This window comes from Bradyrhizobium sp. LA2.1, from assembly GCF_040547725.1.
Classification (GTDB): Bacteria; Pseudomonadota; Alphaproteobacteria; order Rhizobiales; family Xanthobacteraceae; genus Bradyrhizobium; species Bradyrhizobium barranii.
Window position 1 is genome coordinate 298,604 of sequence record NZ_JBEPQI010000007.1, and the last position, 16,751, is coordinate 315,354.

Here is a 16,751-nt window from a genome sequence, read left to right on the forward strand (position 1 = left end):
CTATCCGACTTGGATGCGGGGCTTATTAGGGGATTCAGGGGGCTTTCGTCAACCGCTGCTAACGCTTAGCTCGCTTTTTCGTGACCTTTTTTGCGGCCTTTTTGGCACCTTTTTTGACAGCCTTCTTGGCGGTCGTTTTGGCTGCCTTTTTGACCGTTTTCTTGGCCGTTTTCTTGGCCGCCTTCTTGGCGGCCTTTTTAGCGGATTTAGCAGCCTTTTTGGCCGTTTTCGCCGGCTTTTTGGCTACCTTGGCCTTCTTGGTACCCTTCTTGGCGGGCCCCGACTTGGCCGCGCTGCGCGCTTGGGCCTTGCCATGCGTCTTGGGTTCGACCGCCCCGAGGGCCAGGAGCTGGCGATGAATGGCGCGGGTGACCTCATCAATGGCCATCATGCCGTCGATGGTCGAGAGCTTCCGCCGCTCGGAATAGTAGTGAATCAGCGGTTCCGTCTGGCTGCGGTAGCTAGCGAGTCGCTTGGTCAGGACCTCCGGGGTGTCGTCGACCCGGACCTCCTCCCCGCGCTCCCGCATCTGGGCGACGCGGGTCTCGACGCGGCTCAGGAGTGCGCTCTCGTTGACGCGGAGCTCGACCACGGCGTCGAGCTTGAGATGCTTGTGCTTGAGCAGCTCATCCAGCGCCTCGGCCTGCGGCACGGTGCGCGGGAAGCCGTCGAGGATGAAACCGTTCTTGGCGTCCGGCTGGTCGATGCGGTCGGAGATGATTCCCACCACGATCTCGTCGGGCACGAGGCCGCCGCTGGCCATGATCTCCTTGGCCTTCAGCCCGACCGGCGTTCCCGCCGCAACGGCCGCGCGCAGCATCTCGCCGGTCGAGAGCTGGACGATGCCATAGCGCTGCACCAGCAGTTGCGCCTGGGTCCCCTTGCCCGACCCCGGCGGTCCCAGAAGTATAATTCTCATCGGCGTACGCCCCCCGATTGGTGAGCGATACGTCGCGCACCTGTGTTTGAAGTCCAATGACAGTGCAAATCATAATCGGCGTCGCACCGCTACCCATATCATAGGGGAGCAAATACCAGGACGCCAAGAAGGCCTTTGAAATCAGTGATTGCGTCGCAGGGAGAGCAGCTCTGCCGATGTCTTGGAATGGCTGACTGGTCGCCTCGGCGGGCGCCGCGCGTTGCTCGCGCGGCGAATCGGCGGCGCTGTCGCGCCGCCCTCGGGGACCGCCGCGCTTAGCGGCGGCGGCCGCGCAACTTCGACTTCCGGATCAAGCCCTCATACTGATGCGCCAGCAGATAGCCCTGCACCTGCGCCACCGTGTCCATGGTGACGCTGACGACGATCAGCAGCGAGGTGCCGCCGAAGTAGAACGGCACCGAGGCGTAGGAGATCAGGATTTCCGGGATCAAGCAGACGATCGCCAGATAAACAGCGCCGAGCACGGTGATGCGCGACAGCACGTAGTCGATATATTCCGCGGTGCGCTCGCCCGGGCGGATGCCCGGAATGAAGCCGCCATGCTTCTTCAGATTGTCCGCGGTCTCGGTCGGGTTGAACACGATCGCGGTATAGAAGAACGCGAAGAACACGATCAGCGCGAGATACATGATCAGGAACAGCGGGCGGCCGTGGCCGAGCTGGGTGGTGATCCACTGGAACCATTCCGGCCCGCTGCCGGCGTTGAAGTTGGCAACCGTAGTCGGCAGCAGCAGCAGCGAGGACGCGAAGATCGGCGGGATCACGCCCGAGGTATTGAGCTTGAGCGGCAGATGCGAGGACTGGCCCTCGAACATCTTGTTGCCGACCTGGCGCTTCGGATACTGGATCAGCAGCCGGCGCTGCGCGCGCTCCATGAACACGATGAACGCGATCACGGCGACCGCCATGATGATGACGACCAGAATCAGGCCGGTCGACATCGCGCCCTGACGGCCGAGCTCGAGCATGTTGGCGAGCGCCGCGGGCAGCTCGGCGACGATGCCGGCGAGAATGATCAGCGAGATGCCGTTGCCGATGCCGCGCGAGGTGATCTGCTCACCCAGCCACATCAGGAACATGGTGCCGCCGGTCAGCGTGATAGCCGTGGACAGACGGAAGAACATGCCGGGGTCGCTGACGACATTGCCGGCGCCTTCGAGGCCCACCGCGATGCCGTAGGACTGGAACGCGGCCAGGATCACGGTGAGATAGCGGGTGTACTGGTTCAACAGCTTGCGGCCGGACTCACCTTCCTTCTTCAGCGCCTCGAGCTGCGGCGAGACGGTGGTGAGGAGCTGGATGATGATCGAGGCCGAGATATACGGCATGATGTTCAGCGCGAAGATCGCCATGCGGTGGATACCGCCGCCGGCGAACATGTTGAACATGCCGAGGATGCCGCCCGCCTGGGACCGGAACACCTGTTCCCAGATGTTGGGATCGATGCCGGGCAGCGGGATGTAGGTCCCGAGCCGATAAACGAGCAGCGCACCCAGGGTGAACCAGATGCGCTTCTTCAGTTCGTCAGCCTTGGCAAACGCACCGAAATTGAGATTGGCTGCCAGTTGTTCCGCTGCAGAGGCCATCTTGGACTTTCTCCCGCCGCCTATTGCGCCGTCATGCCCGCGGCCGGGCTACTCTAGCGGACGCCGGACATTATCTGGGGCTCGGCTTCGATAAGTCCACGTCCCACACGCGTAAAGGCCCGCGAGCCGCGGGCCAATGACGCAGTTGTTACGCCGCCTCGCCTTCTTCCTTGGCAGGGGCGAGGATCTTCACCGAGCCGCCCGCCTTCTCGACCGCGGCGATCGCGGTCTTCGTGGCGCCGTGCACTTCGATGTTGAGCTTCGACTTGAGCTCGCCGCGGCCGAGCAGCCGCACGCCGGCCTTGGCGCGGCGCAGCACGCCGCCCTTCACCAGGGCCTCGACGTTCACGACGCTGCCGGCATCGATCTTCTTGGCATCGACCGCTTCCTGGAGCCGGTCGAGATTGATCTCGGCGAACTCGACGCGGAAGATGTTGTTGAAGCCGCGCTTCGGCAGACGGCGATGCATCGGCATCTGGCCGCCTTCGAAACCCTTGATGCGCACACCCGAACGCGCGGTCTGGCCCTTGCCGCCGCGGCCGGACTGCTTGCCCTTGCCCGAACCAATGCCACGGCCGACGCGCATACGCTTCTTGCGCGAGCCGGCGTTGTCGGCGATATCGCTGAGCTTCATCGCCCTGCTCCTTGTTTCTTGCGCATGATCTTCACCGAAAACGGGTGCCCGCTTTTCGGGATCCTGCGCCTTTGCTTACTTCTCGTCGACGATGCGAACGAGATGGTGAACCTTCTCGATCATGCCACGAACCGCCGGGGTGTCCGGCAGTTCGCTGGTGCGGCCGATCTTGTTGAGCTTGAGTCCGATCAGCGTCGAACGCTGCGAGTGATGGCGGCGGATCGCGCTGCCGGTCTGCTCGAGCTTGATCGTCTTTGCTGCCTTGGCCATGGGAGTCTACTCCGAAAAGCTTCCGTTAGTCGGCAGCCGCCTCGGCGTCACCGCCGATACGGCGGGACTGGAGGGTGGACACCTTGATATTGCGGCGGGCTGCGACCGAACGCGGCGAATCCTGATGCTTCAGCGCGTCGAAGGTTGCGCGAACCATGTTGTAGGGGTTCGACGAGCCGATCGACTTCGCGACTACGTCCTGGACGCCGAGCGTCTCGAACACGGCGCGCATCGGGCCGCCGGCGATGATGCCGGTACCGGCCGGAGCAGCACGCAGGTAGACACGGCCCGCGCCATGACGGCCGGCGATGTCGTGATGCAGCGTACGGCCCTCGCGCAGCGACACGCGGGTCAGGTTGCGCTTGGCGGATTCAGTCGCCTTGCGGATCGCCTCAGGCACTTCGCGCGCCTTGCCGTGACCGAAGCCGGCGCGGCCCTTCTGGTCGCCGATCACGACCAGCGCTGCGAAACCGAAGCGCTTGCCGCCCTTGACGACCTTTGCCACGCGATTGATGTGGACGAGCTTGTCGACGAACTCGCTGTCGCGCTCCTCCCGGCGTTCACGTCCGCCGCCGCCGCGTTGATCGCGTCCACCACGTTGTTCGCGTTCTGCCATTTTTCCAATCCTTCAGAGGCTTGCGCCTCAATCCTCAAATTCTGTTAGAAGCTCAGCCCGCTCTCACGCGCAGCGTCGGCCAGTGCCTTGACGCGCCCGTGGTAGAGGTAGCTGCCGCGATCGAACACGACTTCCTTGACGCCCTTCTCGGCGGCGCGCTCGGCCAGCAGCTTGCCGACCGCCTTCGCCGCATCGATGTCGGCGCCGGTCTTGCCGCCGTCGCGCATCGACTTCTCGAGCGACGAGGCAGAGGCCAGCGTCTCGCCCTTCAGGTCGTCGATGACCTGGGCGTAGATGTGCTTGGACGAGCGAAACACCGACAGACGCGGACGACCGCCACCGGAGCGGCGCAGCTTCAGCCGCACACTCCGCTTGCGCCGGGCATTGGTAACCTTGGCTTTGGACATGACCGGCTCCGTTACTTCTTCTTGCCTTCCTTGCGGAAGATGAATTCGCCAACATACTTCACGCCCTTGCCCTTGTAGGGCTCCGGCGGACGATAGGAGCGAATCTCGGCGGCGACCTGGCCGACACGCTGGATGTCGCTGCCGGTCACCGTGATCTCAGTCGGCTTCGGCACGGTGATCGTGATCCCTTCCGGGATCGCGTAGACCACGTCGTGGCTGTAACCGAGCGCGAGCTGCAGGTTCTTGCCCTGCATCGCGGCGCGGTAACCGACGCCGGTGATTTCGAGCTTCTTCTCAAAGCCCTTGGTGACGCCTTCGACCAGATTCGCGACCTGGGCGCGAGCGGTACCGTACAGCGCCCGCGCGCGGTTGGTCTCGACCCGCGGGTTCACCTTGACCTGGCCGTTCTCGAGCTTCACCTCGACGTCGTTATGGACGACGAACTGAAGCTGGCCCTTGGGCCCCTTCATCTTGACGGTCTGCCCGTCGACGGTCGCGGTCACACCCGACGGAACCGCCACAGGCCTTTTGCCAACACGTGACATGGATCAACAATCCTTCTCAGAACACCGTGAAGAGAACTTCGCCGCCCACATTCGCTTCGCGCGCGCTGTGGTCGGCCATGATCCCCTTCGGCGTCGACAACACCGAAATGCCGAGCCCGTTGTTGACCCGCGGCAGAGCCTTCACCGAGGCGTAAACACGACGCCCGGGCTTGGAGACTCGTTCGATCTCGCGGATGACGGGCTCGCCGTCGAAATACTTCAGCTCGATCTCGATCTCGCTGCGGCCCGAGGAATGCTCGAGCGTGGCGTAACCGCGGATGTAGCCTTCGGTCTTGAGGACCTCGAGCACGTTCTCGCGCATCTTCGAGCCAGGCGTCGAGACCTTGCTCTTGGAGCGCATCTGCGCGTTGCGGATACGGGTGATCAGATCGCTGATTGGATCGTGCGTAGACATCTAAACGACCCTCCTTACCAGCTGGACTTCACGAGGCCCGGGACCATGCCCTTGGAGCCAAGGTCTCGCATCGCGATGCGAGACAGTTTGGTCTTGCGGTAGTTCGAGCGCGAACGGCCCGACAGCTCGCAACGCAGACGGATGCGGGTCGCCGACGAGTTGCGCGGCATTTCCGCAAGCTTCAGGGTGGCGGCGAACCGCTCCTCCATCGGCAGCGTCTTGTCGGCGATGATCGCCTTCAACCGCTCGCGCTTCGGGGCGGCGTTCTTCGCCATCCGCTTGCGCCGGTTGTTCTTCTCGACTGAACTCTTCTTTGCCATGCTTGGCTCCTGGGTATCCGCGTTTGAGAGGCTTTAGGTCAGCGTCTCACTGCCGGAACGGGAAATTGAAAGCGGTCAACAAGGCCCTCGCCTCGTCGTCGGTCTTGGCCGTGGTGCAGACGGTGATGTCCATACCGCGGGCTTCCGTGACCTTGTCGAAGTCGATCTCGGGGAAAATGATGTGTTCCTTGAGGCCGAGCGAGTAGTTGCCGCGGCCGTCGAAGCTCTTCGGGTTCAGGCCGCGGAAGTCGCGGACGCGCGGCAGCGCGACCGTCACCAGGCGATCGATGAACTCGTACATGCGGGCCTTGCGCAGCGTGACCTTGCAGCCGATCGGCTGGTTCTCACGCAGCTTGAAGGTCGCGATCGCGATACGCGAATAGGTCACGATCGCCTTCTGGCCGGCGATCAGCGTCAATTCAGCGGCGGCGTTCTCGGCCTTCTTACGGTCGTTGACGGAGTCGCCAACGCCCATGTTCAGCACGACCTTGTCCAGACGCGGAACCTGCATGACGTTCTCATAACCGAACTTCTCGGTCATTTCCGTCCGGATCTTCGCGTCATATTCCGCGCGCAGGCGCGGCGTGTAAGCGACCTCAGCCATCGATCTCAGCTCCCGAGCTCTTGGCGATGCGGACCTTCTTGCCGTCCGCCAGAATCTTGAATCCGACGCGGGTCGGCTTTCCATCCTTGCCGACGAACGCGATGTTGGACAGTTGGATCGGCGACTCCTTCGAGATGATGCCGCCCTCCTGGGCCTGCGTCTGCTTCTGATGACGCTTGACCATGTTGATACCGCGCACCAGCGCCGTGCCGGCGTCCGGGCGAACCTCGAATACTTCGCCGGTGCGACCCTTGTCGCGACCGGTCAGCACGACGACCTTGTCGCCCTTGCGGATCTTCGCAGCCATCACAGCACCTCCGGCGCGAGCGAGATGATCTTCATGTGGTTCTTCGCGCGCAGCTCGCGCGGCACGGGCCCGAAGATACGGGTGCCGACCGGCTCGGACTGGTTGTTGATCAGAACGGCGGCGTTGCGGTCGAAGCGGATGACCGAACCGTCGGCGCGGCGGATGTCCTTGCGGACGCGCACCACGACGGCCTTCATCACGTCGCCCTTCTTCACCTTGCCACGCGGAATCGCTTCCTTGATCGAGACGACGATGATGTCGCCGATCGTGGCGTAGCGGCGCTTGGAGCCTCCGAGCACCTTGATACACATGACACGGCGTGCGCCAGAATTGTCGGCCACGTCGAGGTTGGTCTGCATCTGAATCATTGATGCACCTCGTCCTCTTCTCTCTTGCGCCAGCCCAGCCGGCGCTCAACATTTTCCTGAAGTCAGTCGGCTAAAGCCAACAGATCAGGCGCTTTTCTTGTGTTCGCCCCGGATCACGATCCAGCGCTTCAACTTCGAAATCGGCTTCGATTCCTCGATCCACACCATGTCGCCCGGCTTGAACTGGTTGTCCTCGTCGTGCGCGTGGTAGTTCTTCGAACGGCGGATCGTCTTCTTGTAGATCGGGTGCGTGAAGCGGCGATCGACGCGCACCACGACGGTCTTGGCAGTCTTGTCGCTGACGACCACGCCTTGCAAAGTACGTTTCGGCATATTCGTAAGCCCCTTACTTCTCTTTCGCGCGCTTCTGCGCGGCGACGGTCTTGATGCGGGCGATGTCACGGCGAGCCTCGCGCAAGCGCGAAGTGTTCTCGAGCTGCCCGGTGGCGCGCTGGAAGCGCAGGTTGAAGCGCTCCTTCTTCAGGTTCAGGATGGCGTCATCCTGCTGATCAGGGCTCAACGCGCGGATGTCTTCGATCTTCATCTGGGCCATGGCCATTACTCCGCAATGCGCTCGACGAAGCGCGTCTTGATTGGCAGCTTGGCGGCCGCCAGCGTCAGTGCTTCCTTCGCGGTCTGCACCGTGACGCCGTCGATCTCGAAAAGCACCCGGCCCGGCTTGACGCGCGCAACCCACAGTTCCGGCGCACCCTTGCCGGAACCCATGCGGACTTCGGCCGGCTTCTTCGACACCGGAACATCCGGGAACACGCGGATCCAGACGCGGCCGGCGCGCTTCATGTGGCGCGTCAGCGCGCGGCGAGCGGCCTCGATCTGGCGCGCGGTGACGCGCTCAGGCTCGGTCGCCTTCAGGCCGAACTGGCCGAAGGCCAACGTCGCACCCGAAGACGCAACGCCGTGGATACGGCCCTTATGCGCCTTCCGGAACTTCGTTTTCTTAGGTTGCATCATGGCTTCAAGCCCTCAAATTCTCTGTGCTGGCCTCAGGCCGCAGCGTTGTCACGGCGCCCACGGCCACCGCGATCACCACCGCCGCTGGTCTCGCCTTCGGCCATTCTCTTGTCCTGGGCCATCGGATCGTGCTCGAGGATCTCGCCCTTGAAGATCCAGACCTTGACACCGCAGGTGCCGAAGGTCGTGAACGCGGTCGCAACGCCGTAGTCGATGTCGGCGCGCAGCGTGTGCAGCGGCACGCGACCTTCGCGGTACCACTCCATGCGCGCGATTTCCGCGCCGCCCAGGCGACCCGAGCAGTTGATGCGGATGCCTTCCGCGCCGAGACGCATCGCCGACTGCACGGCGCGCTTCATGGCACGGCGGAACGCCACGCGGCGCTCGAGCTGCTGCGCGATCGACTCGGCCACCAGCGTCGCATCGAGCTCCGGCTTGCGGATCTCGACGATGTTGATGACGACGTCGGACGAGGTGATGTCCGCGACCTTCTTGCGCAGCTTGTCGATGTCGGCGCCCTTCTTGCCGATCACCACGCCCGGTCGAGCCGAGTGGATGGTGACGCGGCACTTCTTGTGCGGACGCTCGATCACGATGCGGGCGACGGCCGCCTGCTTGAGCTCCTTGTGCAGGATCTCGCGGATCTTGACGTCCTCGTGCAGCAGCTTGCCGTATTCCTGCTTGCCGGCGAACCAGCGGGAATCCCAGGTCCGGTTGATGCCGAGACGCAGACCGATTGGATTGATCTTTTGACCCATCGTTTTCTCCTGCGACCCTTAAGCCGCTGCTGCTTCGGCTTCGACCTGACGAACAATGATCGTCAGCTGCGAAAATGGTTTGTAGACACGGCCCGAGCGGCCACGGCCGCGGGCGGCAAAGCGCTTCATCACGAGACCGTTGCCGACGAAGGCCTGCGCCACGACGAGATCGTCGACGTCGAGGTCGTGGTTGTTCTCGGCATTGGCGATAGCCGATTCCAGGCACTTCTTCACGTCGACCGCGATCCGCTTGCGCGAAAACTGCAGGTCGGCGAGCGCAGCAGCCGCCTTCCGGCCGCGAATGAGCTGGGCGACCAGATTGAGCTTCTGCGGGCTCACCCGCAGCATCCGGGCGACCGCCTTGGCCTCGTTCTCGGCGAGGCTCCGTTCGCGCTTAGGTTTGCTCATCGTTTAATCCTCAAGCCTTCTTGGCTTTCTTGTCGCCGGAGTGGCCATGGAAGGTCCGCGTCGGCGAGAACTCGCCGAACTTGTGACCGACCATTTCCTCGTTGACGGCAACCGGTACGTGCTTCTGACCGTTGTAGACGCCGAAGGTCAGGCCGACGAACTGCGGCAGGATCGTCGAGCGGCGGCTCCAGATCTTGATGACGTCGTGACGGCCGGACGCGCGGGCGGCATCTGCCTTCTTGAGCAGAGAACCCTCGACGAACGGGCCTTTCCAGACTGAACGAACCATGTCCGGCGTTCCTTACTTCTTCCGCTTGTGGCGGCTTAGGAGAATGAATTTGTTGGTCGACTTGTTGCTGCGGGTCTTCTTGCCCTTGGTCGGCTTGCCCCACGGGGTGACCGGGTGGCGACCGCCCGAGGTACGACCTTCACCACCGCCGTGCGGATGGTCGATCGGGTTCATCGAGACACCGCGGTTATGCGGCTTGCGGCCCAGCCAACGATTGCGGCCGGCCTTGCCGATCGAGGTGTTCATGTGATCCGGGTTCGACACCGCGCCGATCGTGCCGCGGCAACGGCCGTGCACCAGGCGCTGCTCGCCCGAGTTCAGGCGGATGATCACGTAGTCGTGGTCGCGGCCGACGAGCTGGGCGTAGGTGCCGGCGGAACGAGCGAGCTGGCCGCCCTTCCCGATCTTGACCTCGATGTTATGGATGATTGTGCCGACCGGCATGTTGCCGAGCGGCATGACGTTGCCCGGCTTCACGTCGACATAGTTGCCGGCAACCACGGAATCACCGACGGCAAGGCGCTGCGGCGCCAGGATATAGGCCTGGGTGCCGTCTTCGTACTTGACCAGCGCGATGAACGCGGTGCGGTTCGGATCGTATTCCAGCCGCTCGACCGTCGCGGGCGCATCGACCTTGTCGCGCTTGAAGTCGACGATGCGCAGCGTCTGCTTGTGACCGCCGCCGCGGAAGCGCACGGTGATGCGACCGGTGTTGTTGCGACCGCCCGAGGAGTGCTTGCCTTCGGTGAGCGCCTTGACCGGCTTGCCCTTGTAGAGGGCCGAACGATCGACCATGACCAGCTGGCGCTGGCCCGGCGTCGTGGGATTGAATTTTTTCAGTGCCATCGTCGTACGACCTTACAGACCGGTGGTCACGTCGATCCGGTGGCCCTCTTCGAGGGTCACGATCGCGCGCTTGCTGTTCGACTGCGAGCCGAGATTGCCGCGGAAGATCTTGGTCTTGCCCTTGCGGACCAGCGTGTTGACGCTCTTGACCTTGACGTCGAACAGCTTCTCGATCGCTTCCTTGATCTGCGGCTTGGTCGCCTTCGCGGCCACCTTGAACAGGACCTTGTTGTGCTCCGAGGCGATCGTCGCCTTTTCGGTCACGACCGGCGACAAGATCACGTCGTAGTGGCGAGGCTCGATGTTCTTCGTCATTTGAAGCGCGCCTCCAGCGCATCGATGGCGGCCTTGGTCAGAACGAGCTTCTGACGGCGCAGGATGTCATAGACGTTGATGCCCTGGATCGGCAGCACGTCCATGTTCGGGATGTTGCGGGCCGCAGCGGCAAAGCCGTTGTTGAGCTCGGCGCCGTCGATGATCAGCGCGTTGGTCAAGCCGAGGCCCGAGAAGTGGCCGAGCAGCGCCTTGGTCTTCGCGGCTTCCAGCGCGGCCTTGTCGATCACCAGCAGATCGCCGTCCTTGGCCTTGGCCGACAGCGCATGCTTGAGGGCAAGCGCGCGGACCTTCTTCGGCAGGTCGGTGGCGTGCGAACGCACCACCGGACCGAAGGCACGGCCACCGCCGCGGAACTGCGGCACGCGGGCCGAGCCGTGACGAGCACCGCCGGTGCCCTTCTGCTTGTACATCTTCTTGCCGGTGCGCCAGATCTCGGCGCGGCCCTTGGCCTTGTGAGTGCCGGCCTGACGCTTGTTGAGCTGCCACTGCACGCAACGCGCAATGATGTCCTGGCGCGGCTCGAGGCCGAAAATGGCATCGGAAAGCTGGACCGAGCCGGCTTCCTTACCTTCGAGGGTCGTGACCTTCAATTCCATCTCACGCCTCCTGCGCAGCCGGAGCAGCGTCCGCTTCGCCAGCAACCTTGAACTTGCCGGGCTTCGGAGCATCCTTCGGCAGCGGCTTCTTGACAGCGTCGCGCACGCGGATCCAACCGCCCTTGGAGCCGGGAACGGCGCCTTCGACGAGGATCAGGCCGCGCTCGACATCGAGCTGAACGACTCGAAGGTTGAGCGTGGTGATGCGGTCGACACCCATGTGGCCGGGCATCTTCTTGTTCTTCCAGGTCTTGCCGGGGTCCTGACGGCCACCGGTCGAACCGATCGAGCGGTGCGAGACCGACACACCGTGGGTGGCGCGCAGACCGCCGAAGTTCCAGCGCTTCATACCGCCGGCGAAGCCCTTACCGACCGAGGTGCCGGTGACGTCGACGAACTGGCCGACGACGAAGTGGTCGGCAAGGATCTCGGCGCCAACGGGGATCATGGCATCCGCGGAGACGCGGAATTCCTCGACCTGCCGCTTCGGCTCGACCTTGGCGACCGCGAACTGGCCGCGCTCTGCCTTGGGCATGTACACGGTCTTGCGGCTGCCAGAACCAAGCTGGAGCGCGACGTAACCGTTCTTCTCTTCAGTGCGGTGGCCTACGACCTGGCAATTGCCGAGCTTCAGCACGGTCACGGGGATATGTTCGCCGGCCTCTGTAAAGACCCGCGTCATCCCGACCTTTTGTGCGATCACTCCGGAGCGCATCGGCGTGCTTCCTGTTCTTTCTGTCCGCTAGTCGCGAACGTGATCCAAAAATCTTAGAGCTTGATCTCGACGTCGACACCGGCGGCCAGGTCGAGCTTCATCAAAGCATCGACGGTCTGCGGGGTCGGATCGACGATATCGAGCAGGCGCTTGTGGGTGCGCATCTCGAACTGCTCGCGGCTCTTCTTGTCGACGTGCGGCGAACGGTTGACGGTGAACTTCTCGATGCGGGTGGGCAGCGGAATGGGTCCGCGGACCTGCGCGCCGGTGCGCTTCGCCGTGTTCACGATCTCGCGGGTCGACGTATCGAGGATACGATGGTCGAACGCCTTGAGACGGATACGAATGTTTTGGCCGTTCATTGCCGTGGTCTCTCTTTAGTGGGGGGTGGCGAATAGCGAATAGCGAATGTCACACTCGCTACGCGCCAATCCCTATTCTCGTAATTACTCGATGATCGAGGCGACGACGCCGGCGCCGACGGTGCGGCCACCTTCGCGGATCGCGAAGCGGAGCTTCTCTTCCATCGCGATCGGCACGATCAGGTGCACTTCCATCGCGATGTTGTCGCCCGGCATCACCATCTCGGTGCCTTCCGGCAGATGCACGACACCGGTCACGTCGGTGGTGCGGAAGTAGAACTGCGGACGGTAGTTGGTGAAGAACGGGGTGTGGCGGCCGCCCTCTTCCTTGGTGAGGATGTAGGCCTCAGCCTTGAACTTGGTGTGCGGCTTGACCGAACCCGGCTTGCACAGCACCTGGCCGCGCTCGACGTCCTCGCGCTTGGTGCCGCGGAGCAGCGCACCGATGTTGTCGCCGGCCTGGCCCTGATCGAGCAGCTTGCGGAACATTTCGACGCCCGTGACCGTGGTCTTCTGCGTGGCGCGCAGACCGACGATCTCGATTTCCTCGCCGACCTTGACGATGCCGCGCTCGACACGGCCGGTCACGACGGTGCCGCGGCCCGAGATCGAGAACACGTCTTCAACCGGCATCAGGAAGGGCTGGTCGACCGGACGCTCCGGCTGCGGAATGTACTCGTCGACATTCTTCATCAGCTCGAGGATGGCGTCATGGCCGAGCTTCTTGTCGGAATCTTCGAGAGCGGCGAGCGCCGAACCCTTGATGATCGGGATCTTGTCGCCCGGGAAGTCGTACTTCGAGAGCAGCTCGCGGACTTCGAGCTCGACGAGCTCGAGCAGTTCCGGATCGTCGACCATGTCGCACTTGTTGAGGAACACGACGAGCGCGGGCACGCCGACCTGGCGGGCGAGCAGGATATGCTCGCGGGTCTGCGGCATCGGGCCGTCAGCGGCCGACACGACCAGGATCGCACCGTCCATCTGGGCGGCGCCGGTGATCATGTTCTTCACGTAGTCGGCGTGGCCCGGGCAGTCGACGTGGGCATAGTGGCGGTTCTTGGTCTCGTACTCGACGTGCGCCGTCGAGATCGTGATGCCGCGCGCCTTCTCTTCCGGCGCCTTGTCGATCTGGTCGTACGCCGTGAACGTCGCACCGCCGGTCTCGGCGAGGATCTTGGTGATCGCAGCCGTCAACGACGTCTTGCCATGGTCGACGTGACCGATGGTGCCGATGTTGCAGTGCGGTTTGTTACGTTCAAACTTTGCTTTGGCCATTTGACTCTCCGTTCAATCGTCAGTTCGAGACCGACGACAATCAGGCAAACTTCTTCTGGACTTCTGCCGACACATTGGCCGGCGCTTCTGCGTAGTGGTCGAACTGCATGGTGAAGGTCGCGCGCCCCTGGCTCATCGAGCGCAGGTTGTTCACGTACCCGAACATGTTCATGAGCGGCACCATCGCGTTGATGACGTTGGCGTTGCCGCGCATGTCCTGACCCTGGATCTGACCGCGCCGGGAATTCAGGTCGCCGATGACCGAGCCGGTGTAGTCTTCCGGGGTCACCACTTCGACCTTCATGATCGGCTCGAGCAGGACGGACTTGCCCTTCTGCAGCGCTTCGCGGAATGCCGCGCGCGATGCGATTTCGAAGGCGAGCGCCGACGAGTCGACGTCGTGGTACTTGCCGTCGACGAGCTGAACCTTGACGTCGACCACGGGGAAGCCCGCGACGACACCAGAGCTCATCACGCTGTTGAGGCCCTTTTCGACGCCGGGGATGTATTCCTTCGGAACCGCACCGCCGACGATCTTGGACTCGAACTCGTAGCCCTTGCCGGGCTCGTTCGGCTCGACCACGATCGACACTTCCGCGAACTGACCGGTACCGCCGGTCTGCTTCTTGTGGGTGTACTTGACCTCGGCCTTCTTGGTGACGCGCTCACGGAACGCAACCTGCGGCGCGCCGATGTTTGCGTCGACCTTGTAGGTACGCCTGAGGATGTCGACCTTGATGTCGAGATGGAGTTCGCCCATGCCCTTGAGGATGGTCTGGCCGGACTCCTGGTCGGTCGACACGCGGAAGGACGGATCCTCCGCGGCGAGCTTCGCCAGCGCAACGCCCAGCTTTTCCTGGTCGGCCTTGGACTTCGGCTCGATCGCGATCTCGATGACCGGCTCGGGGAATTCCATCTTCTCCAGGATCACCTGCTTGTCGGGATCGCACAGCGTGTCACCGGTGCGCGCTTCCTTCAGGCCGGCCAGCGCGACGATGTCGCCGGCATAGGCTTCCTTGATGTCCTCGCGGTTGTTCGCATGCATCAGCAGCATGCGCCCGATGCGCTCCTTCTTCTCGCGCGTCGAGTTCACGACACCGGTGCCGCTCTGCAGGACGCCGGAGTAGATGCGGCAGAAGGTGATGGTGCCGACGAACGGGTCGTCCATGATCTTGAACGCGAGCAGCGCGAGCGGCTCCTTGTCGTCCGCCTTGCGCACGACCTCGTTGCCGCGGTCGTCGGTGCCCTTGATCGCGGGCACGTCGATCGGCGACGGCAGATAGTCGACGACGGCGTCGAGCAGCGGCTGCACACCCTTGTTCTTGAAGGCCGAGCCGCACAGCACGGGATAGAACGCGCCGGTCAGCACCGCTTTGCGGATCAACCGCTTCAGCGTCGCTTCGTCCGGCTCCTTGCCGTCGAGGAAGGCAGCCAATGCATCATCGTCGAGCTCGACGGCGGCTTCCACCATCTTCTCGCGGTATTCCTTGGCCTGCTCGACCATATCTTCCGGGATGTCGACATAGTCGAACTTCGCGCCGAGCGATTCATCGTTCCAGATGATGCCCTGCATCTTCACGAGGTCGACGAGACCCTTGAAGTTGTTCTCGGCACCGATCGGAAGCTGGATTGCGATCGGCTTGGCGCCGAGGCGGTCAACGATGTCGGCCAGGCACTTGAAGAAGTCGGCACCCGTCTTGTCCATCTTGTTGGCGAAGACGATGCGCGGAACCTTGTACTTGTCACCCTGGCGCCAGACGGTCTCGGTCTGGGGCTCGACGCCCTGGTTCGAGTCGAGCACGCAGACGGCGCCGTCGAGCACGCGCAGCGAACGCTCGACTTCAATGGTGAAGTCGACGTGGCCGGGGGTGTCGATGATGTTCAGGCGCTTGCCGGCCCAGAATGCGGTGGTGGCAGCCGAGGTGATCGTGATGCCACGCTCCTGCTCCTGCTCCATCCAATCCATCGTCGCGGCACCCTCGTGCACTTCGCCGATCTTGTGGCTCTTGCCGGTGTAATAGAGGATGCGCTCGGTGGTCGTGGTCTTGCCGGCATCGATATGCGCCATGATACCGAAATTGCGGTAGTTCTCTATGGCATGAACGCGAGGCATGGGCTGATCCTTAGATTCCGTGTTTCGCCGTTACCAGCGATAGTGCGAGAAGGCGCGGTTGGCTTCCGCCATCCGGTGCACGTCTTCGCGCTTCTTGACGGCGTTGCCGCGGTTGTTCGAGGCGTCGAGCAGCTCAGCCGAGAGCCGCTCGGTCATCGTCTTCTCGTTGCGATCGCGCGCGGCCGAGATCAGCCAGCGAATGCCCAGCGCCTGACGGCGCACCGAACGAACTTCGACCGGCACCTGGTAGGTCGCGCCGCCGACGCGGCGGGAGCGCACTTCGATCGTCGGCATGACGTTCTCGAGTGCCTGCTCGAACACGCCGAGGGGGCTCTGCTTGGTCTTGGCTTCGATGATGCCGAACGCACCGTAGACGATGCCTTCGGCGACCGACTTCTTGCCGGCGTACATCACCGAGTTCATGAACTTCGTGACGATGATGTTCCCGAACTTCGGATCGGGAAGAACTTCGCGCTTTTCCGCTGAGTGGCGACGAGACATTGAGCTGGTTCCCGCTTACTTCGGACGCTTCGCGCCGTACTTCGAACGACGCTGCTTACGGTTCTTGACGCCCTGGGTATCCAGAACGCCGCGGAGGATGTGGTAGCGCACGCCGGGCAAGTCCTTGACGCGGCCGCCGCGGATCATGACCACCGAGTGCTCCTGGAGGTTATGACCTTCGCCGGGGATGTAGCCGATCACCTCGAAGCCGTTCGTCAGGCGCACCTTGGCGACCTTACGAAGCGCCGAGTTCGGCTTCTTCGGGGTCGTGGTGTAGACGCGGGTGCAAACACCACGCTTCTGCGGCGACTGCTGCAGCGCCGGCACCTTCTTGCGCGACTTCTGCACTTCACGCGGTTGAGCGATCAGCTGGTTGATCGTCGGCATCCTGGCCTTACCCTTTGTTCTGCCGCGGTCCCTTCCGGGTCCGCTGTCTTGGCGCGGCCCGTTGCCGGATCCGCAATTCTTTTCGGGCCACCCGCCCGACGAGGTCGCCTCGCACGGAACAATCCGCACAAAGCGAAATTGCGCCAACCGCTCCATCACCGAGCGGAAAGCGTTACGACGC

Annotated in this window: 27 protein-coding genes; all 27 read right to left on the minus strand. The window is 63.1% G+C overall.

The annotated features are described in order from the left end of the window. Nucleotides 1–58: 58 nt before the first annotated feature. The 27 genes from ABIB95_RS16320 to rpsL all read right to left on the minus strand — a co-directional run bounded on the left by ABIB95_RS16320 (nucleotide 59) and on the right by rpsL (nucleotide 16,570). Nucleotides 59–919: an adenylate kinase gene (locus tag ABIB95_RS16320; protein WP_354240582.1), complete on the minus strand. Its 861-nt coding sequence runs from the start codon at nucleotides 917–919 to the stop codon at nucleotides 59–61. A gap of 275 nt (nucleotides 920–1,194) precedes the next feature. Continuing rightward, nucleotides 1,195–2,526, minus strand: a complete 1,332-nt coding sequence (gene secY, locus ABIB95_RS16325; protein ID WP_071912844.1) for a preprotein translocase subunit SecY — start codon at nucleotides 2,524–2,526, stop codon at nucleotides 1,195–1,197. A 148-nt stretch (nucleotides 2,527–2,674) separates the two neighbouring features. Further along, nucleotides 2,675–3,160, minus strand: coding sequence for a 50S ribosomal protein L15 (rplO, locus tag ABIB95_RS16330; protein WP_014494508.1), 486 nt, complete (start codon nucleotides 3,158–3,160; stop codon nucleotides 2,675–2,677). Nucleotides 3,161–3,235: 75 nt separating this feature from the next. Continuing rightward, nucleotides 3,236–3,430, minus strand: a complete 195-nt coding sequence (rpmD, locus tag ABIB95_RS16335; RefSeq protein WP_011088137.1) for a 50S ribosomal protein L30 — start codon at nucleotides 3,428–3,430, stop codon at nucleotides 3,236–3,238. Nucleotides 3,431–3,455: 25 nt separating this feature from the next. After that, nucleotides 3,456–4,046, minus strand: coding sequence for a 30S ribosomal protein S5 (gene rpsE, locus ABIB95_RS16340; RefSeq protein WP_028152981.1), 591 nt, complete (start codon nucleotides 4,044–4,046; stop codon nucleotides 3,456–3,458). Between the two features lie 44 nt (nucleotides 4,047–4,090). Continuing rightward, nucleotides 4,091–4,453, minus strand: a complete 363-nt coding sequence (gene rplR, locus ABIB95_RS16345; RefSeq protein WP_007603036.1) for a 50S ribosomal protein L18 — start codon at nucleotides 4,451–4,453, stop codon at nucleotides 4,091–4,093. An 11-nt stretch (nucleotides 4,454–4,464) separates the two neighbouring features. Continuing rightward, complete coding sequence (gene rplF / locus ABIB95_RS16350; protein WP_063982587.1) at nucleotides 4,465–4,998, minus strand: 50S ribosomal protein L6; 534 nt, start codon at nucleotides 4,996–4,998, stop codon at nucleotides 4,465–4,467. A 16-nt stretch (nucleotides 4,999–5,014) separates the two neighbouring features. Continuing rightward, nucleotides 5,015–5,413 (minus strand): 30S ribosomal protein S8, encoded by a 399-nt coding sequence (gene rpsH, locus ABIB95_RS16355; RefSeq protein WP_008136338.1) that lies wholly within the window; start codon nucleotides 5,411–5,413, stop codon nucleotides 5,015–5,017. A gap of 14 nt (nucleotides 5,414–5,427) precedes the next feature. Beyond that, on the minus strand, nucleotides 5,428–5,733 hold the full coding sequence (gene rpsN, locus ABIB95_RS16360) for a 30S ribosomal protein S14 (protein WP_063982585.1): 306 nt from the start codon (nucleotides 5,731–5,733) through the stop codon (nucleotides 5,428–5,430). 46 nt (nucleotides 5,734–5,779) lie between these two features. After that, nucleotides 5,780–6,337 (minus strand): 50S ribosomal protein L5, encoded by a 558-nt coding sequence (gene rplE, locus ABIB95_RS16365; protein WP_063982584.1) that lies wholly within the window; start codon nucleotides 6,335–6,337, stop codon nucleotides 5,780–5,782. After that, nucleotides 6,330–6,644 carry a 50S ribosomal protein L24 gene (gene rplX, locus ABIB95_RS16370; protein ID WP_063982583.1) on the minus strand — a complete coding sequence of 105 codons (315 nt, stop codon included), beginning with the start codon at nucleotides 6,642–6,644 and terminating at the stop codon, nucleotides 6,330–6,332. The genes rplE and rplX overlap by 8 nt, the downstream gene beginning before the upstream one ends. Next, on the minus strand, nucleotides 6,644–7,012 hold the full coding sequence (gene rplN / locus ABIB95_RS16375) for a 50S ribosomal protein L14 (RefSeq protein ID WP_007603030.1): 369 nt from the start codon (nucleotides 7,010–7,012) through the stop codon (nucleotides 6,644–6,646). The genes rplX and rplN overlap by 1 nt, the downstream gene beginning before the upstream one ends. An 84-nt stretch (nucleotides 7,013–7,096) precedes the next feature. After that, nucleotides 7,097–7,345, minus strand: a complete 249-nt coding sequence (gene rpsQ, locus ABIB95_RS16380) for a 30S ribosomal protein S17 (protein WP_071912842.1) — start codon at nucleotides 7,343–7,345, stop codon at nucleotides 7,097–7,099. Between the two features lie 13 nt (nucleotides 7,346–7,358). Next, the gene (rpmC, locus tag ABIB95_RS16385) at nucleotides 7,359–7,565 is read right to left on the minus strand and encodes a 50S ribosomal protein L29 (protein ID WP_063986292.1); all 207 of its coding nucleotides are present in this window, start codon (nucleotides 7,563–7,565) and stop codon (nucleotides 7,359–7,361) included. Nucleotides 7,566–7,570: 5 nt separating this feature from the next. After that, nucleotides 7,571–7,984, minus strand: coding sequence for a 50S ribosomal protein L16 (gene rplP / locus ABIB95_RS16390; RefSeq protein WP_354078117.1), 414 nt, complete (start codon nucleotides 7,982–7,984; stop codon nucleotides 7,571–7,573). A 32-nt stretch (nucleotides 7,985–8,016) separates the two neighbouring features. Beyond that, on the minus strand, nucleotides 8,017–8,742 hold the full coding sequence (gene rpsC, locus ABIB95_RS16395) for a 30S ribosomal protein S3 (protein ID WP_129268065.1): 726 nt from the start codon (nucleotides 8,740–8,742) through the stop codon (nucleotides 8,017–8,019). Between the two features lie 18 nt (nucleotides 8,743–8,760). Next, nucleotides 8,761–9,150, minus strand: a complete 390-nt coding sequence (gene rplV / locus ABIB95_RS16400) for a 50S ribosomal protein L22 (protein ID WP_011088147.1) — start codon at nucleotides 9,148–9,150, stop codon at nucleotides 8,761–8,763. 10 nt (nucleotides 9,151–9,160) lie between these two features. Continuing rightward, a complete protein-coding gene (gene rpsS / locus ABIB95_RS16405; RefSeq protein ID WP_008136357.1) occupies nucleotides 9,161–9,439 on the minus strand; it encodes a 30S ribosomal protein S19 in 279 nt (92 codons plus the stop codon). Nucleotides 9,440–9,451: 12 nt separating this feature from the next. After that, nucleotides 9,452–10,285 (minus strand): 50S ribosomal protein L2, encoded by an 834-nt coding sequence (gene rplB / locus ABIB95_RS16410; RefSeq protein ID WP_028152985.1) that lies wholly within the window; start codon nucleotides 10,283–10,285, stop codon nucleotides 9,452–9,454. Between the two features lie 12 nt (nucleotides 10,286–10,297). Then, nucleotides 10,298–10,600 carry a 50S ribosomal protein L23 gene (locus ABIB95_RS16415; protein WP_007603019.1) on the minus strand — a complete coding sequence of 101 codons (303 nt, stop codon included), beginning with the start codon at nucleotides 10,598–10,600 and terminating at the stop codon, nucleotides 10,298–10,300. Then, entirely contained in the window at nucleotides 10,597–11,217 is a 621-nt protein-coding gene (gene rplD / locus ABIB95_RS16420; protein WP_011088150.1) for a 50S ribosomal protein L4, read from the minus strand. The genes ABIB95_RS16415 and rplD overlap by 4 nt, the downstream gene beginning before the upstream one ends. 1 nt (nucleotide 11,218) lies before the next feature. After that, the gene (gene rplC / locus ABIB95_RS16425; protein WP_063982578.1) at nucleotides 11,219–11,932 is read right to left on the minus strand and encodes a 50S ribosomal protein L3; all 714 of its coding nucleotides are present in this window, start codon (nucleotides 11,930–11,932) and stop codon (nucleotides 11,219–11,221) included. A 53-nt stretch (nucleotides 11,933–11,985) separates the two neighbouring features. After that, the gene (gene rpsJ, locus ABIB95_RS16430) at nucleotides 11,986–12,294 is read right to left on the minus strand and encodes a 30S ribosomal protein S10 (protein ID WP_002712302.1); all 309 of its coding nucleotides are present in this window, start codon (nucleotides 12,292–12,294) and stop codon (nucleotides 11,986–11,988) included. Nucleotides 12,295–12,378: 84 nt separating this feature from the next. After that, complete coding sequence (tuf, locus tag ABIB95_RS16435; protein ID WP_063982577.1) at nucleotides 12,379–13,569, minus strand: elongation factor Tu; 1,191 nt, start codon at nucleotides 13,567–13,569, stop codon at nucleotides 12,379–12,381. Nucleotides 13,570–13,609: 40 nt separating this feature from the next. Next, complete coding sequence (fusA, locus tag ABIB95_RS16440) at nucleotides 13,610–15,682, minus strand: elongation factor G (protein WP_354240585.1); 2,073 nt, start codon at nucleotides 15,680–15,682, stop codon at nucleotides 13,610–13,612. Nucleotides 15,683–15,712: 30 nt separating this feature from the next. Next, the gene (rpsG, locus tag ABIB95_RS16445; protein WP_063982575.1) at nucleotides 15,713–16,183 is read right to left on the minus strand and encodes a 30S ribosomal protein S7; all 471 of its coding nucleotides are present in this window, start codon (nucleotides 16,181–16,183) and stop codon (nucleotides 15,713–15,715) included. A gap of 15 nt (nucleotides 16,184–16,198) precedes the next feature. After that, nucleotides 16,199–16,570, minus strand: coding sequence for a 30S ribosomal protein S12 (gene rpsL, locus ABIB95_RS16450; RefSeq protein WP_007603006.1), 372 nt, complete (start codon nucleotides 16,568–16,570; stop codon nucleotides 16,199–16,201). Between the last annotated feature and the right edge of the window lie 181 nt (nucleotides 16,571–16,751).

What these genes read in the sequence shown, in the direction of transcription:
- ABIB95_RS16320 (WP_354240582.1), bottom strand. Translation starts at nt 919, where the DNA reads ATGAGAATTATACTTCTGGGACCGCCGGGGTCGGGCAAGGGGACCCAG.
- secY (WP_071912844.1), bottom strand. Translation starts at nt 2,526, where the DNA reads ATGGCCTCTGCAGCGGAACAACTGGCAGCCAATCTCAATTTCGGTGCG.
- rplO (WP_014494508.1), bottom strand. Translation starts at nt 3,160, where the DNA reads ATGAAGCTCAGCGATATCGCCGACAACGCCGGCTCGCGCAAGAAGCGT.
- rpmD (WP_011088137.1), bottom strand. Translation starts at nt 3,430, where the DNA reads ATGGCCAAGGCAGCAAAGACGATCAAGCTCGAGCAGACCGGCAGCGCG.
- rpsE (WP_028152981.1), bottom strand. Translation starts at nt 4,046, where the DNA reads ATGGCAGAACGCGAACAACGTGGTGGACGCGATCAACGCGGCGGCGGC.
- rplR (WP_007603036.1), bottom strand. Translation starts at nt 4,453, where the DNA reads ATGTCCAAAGCCAAGGTTACCAATGCCCGGCGCAAGCGGAGTGTGCGG.
- rplF (WP_063982587.1), bottom strand. Translation starts at nt 4,998, where the DNA reads ATGTCACGTGTTGGCAAAAGGCCTGTGGCGGTTCCGTCGGGTGTGACC.
- rpsH (WP_008136338.1), bottom strand. Translation starts at nt 5,413, where the DNA reads ATGTCTACGCACGATCCAATCAGCGATCTGATCACCCGTATCCGCAAC.
- rpsN (WP_063982585.1), bottom strand. Translation starts at nt 5,733, where the DNA reads ATGGCAAAGAAGAGTTCAGTCGAGAAGAACAACCGGCGCAAGCGGATG.
- rplE (WP_063982584.1), bottom strand. Translation starts at nt 6,337, where the DNA reads ATGGCTGAGGTCGCTTACACGCCGCGCCTGCGCGCGGAATATGACGCG.
- rplX (WP_063982583.1), bottom strand. Translation starts at nt 6,644, where the DNA reads ATGGCTGCGAAGATCCGCAAGGGCGACAAGGTCGTCGTGCTGACCGGT.
- rplN (WP_007603030.1), bottom strand. Translation starts at nt 7,012, where the DNA reads ATGATTCAGATGCAGACCAACCTCGACGTGGCCGACAATTCTGGCGCA.
- rpsQ (WP_071912842.1), bottom strand. Translation starts at nt 7,345, where the DNA reads ATGCCGAAACGTACTTTGCAAGGCGTGGTCGTCAGCGACAAGACTGCC.
- rpmC (WP_063986292.1), bottom strand. Translation starts at nt 7,565, where the DNA reads ATGGCCCAGATGAAGATCGAAGACATCCGCGCGTTGAGCCCTGATCAG.
- rplP (WP_354078117.1), bottom strand. Translation starts at nt 7,984, where the DNA reads ATGATGCAACCTAAGAAAACGAAGTTCCGGAAGGCGCATAAGGGCCGT.
- rpsC (WP_129268065.1), bottom strand. Translation starts at nt 8,742, where the DNA reads ATGGGTCAAAAGATCAATCCAATCGGTCTGCGTCTCGGCATCAACCGG.
- rplV (WP_011088147.1), bottom strand. Translation starts at nt 9,150, where the DNA reads ATGAGCAAACCTAAGCGCGAACGGAGCCTCGCCGAGAACGAGGCCAAG.
- rpsS (WP_008136357.1), bottom strand. Translation starts at nt 9,439, where the DNA reads ATGGTTCGTTCAGTCTGGAAAGGCCCGTTCGTCGAGGGTTCTCTGCTC.
- rplB (WP_028152985.1), bottom strand. Translation starts at nt 10,285, where the DNA reads ATGGCACTGAAAAAATTCAATCCCACGACGCCGGGCCAGCGCCAGCTG.
- ABIB95_RS16415 (WP_007603019.1), bottom strand. Translation starts at nt 10,600, where the DNA reads ATGACGAAGAACATCGAGCCTCGCCACTACGACGTGATCTTGTCGCCG.
- rplD (WP_011088150.1), bottom strand. Translation starts at nt 11,217, where the DNA reads ATGGAATTGAAGGTCACGACCCTCGAAGGTAAGGAAGCCGGCTCGGTC.
- rplC (WP_063982578.1), bottom strand. Translation starts at nt 11,932, where the DNA reads ATGCGCTCCGGAGTGATCGCACAAAAGGTCGGGATGACGCGGGTCTTT.
- rpsJ (WP_002712302.1), bottom strand. Translation starts at nt 12,294, where the DNA reads ATGAACGGCCAAAACATTCGTATCCGTCTCAAGGCGTTCGACCATCGT.
- tuf (WP_063982577.1), bottom strand. Translation starts at nt 13,569, where the DNA reads ATGGCCAAAGCAAAGTTTGAACGTAACAAACCGCACTGCAACATCGGC.
- fusA (WP_354240585.1), bottom strand. Translation starts at nt 15,682, where the DNA reads ATGCCTCGCGTTCATGCCATAGAGAACTACCGCAATTTCGGTATCATG.
- rpsG (WP_063982575.1), bottom strand. Translation starts at nt 16,183, where the DNA reads ATGTCTCGTCGCCACTCAGCGGAAAAGCGCGAAGTTCTTCCCGATCCG.
- rpsL (WP_007603006.1), bottom strand. Translation starts at nt 16,570, where the DNA reads ATGCCGACGATCAACCAGCTGATCGCTCAACCGCGTGAAGTGCAGAAG.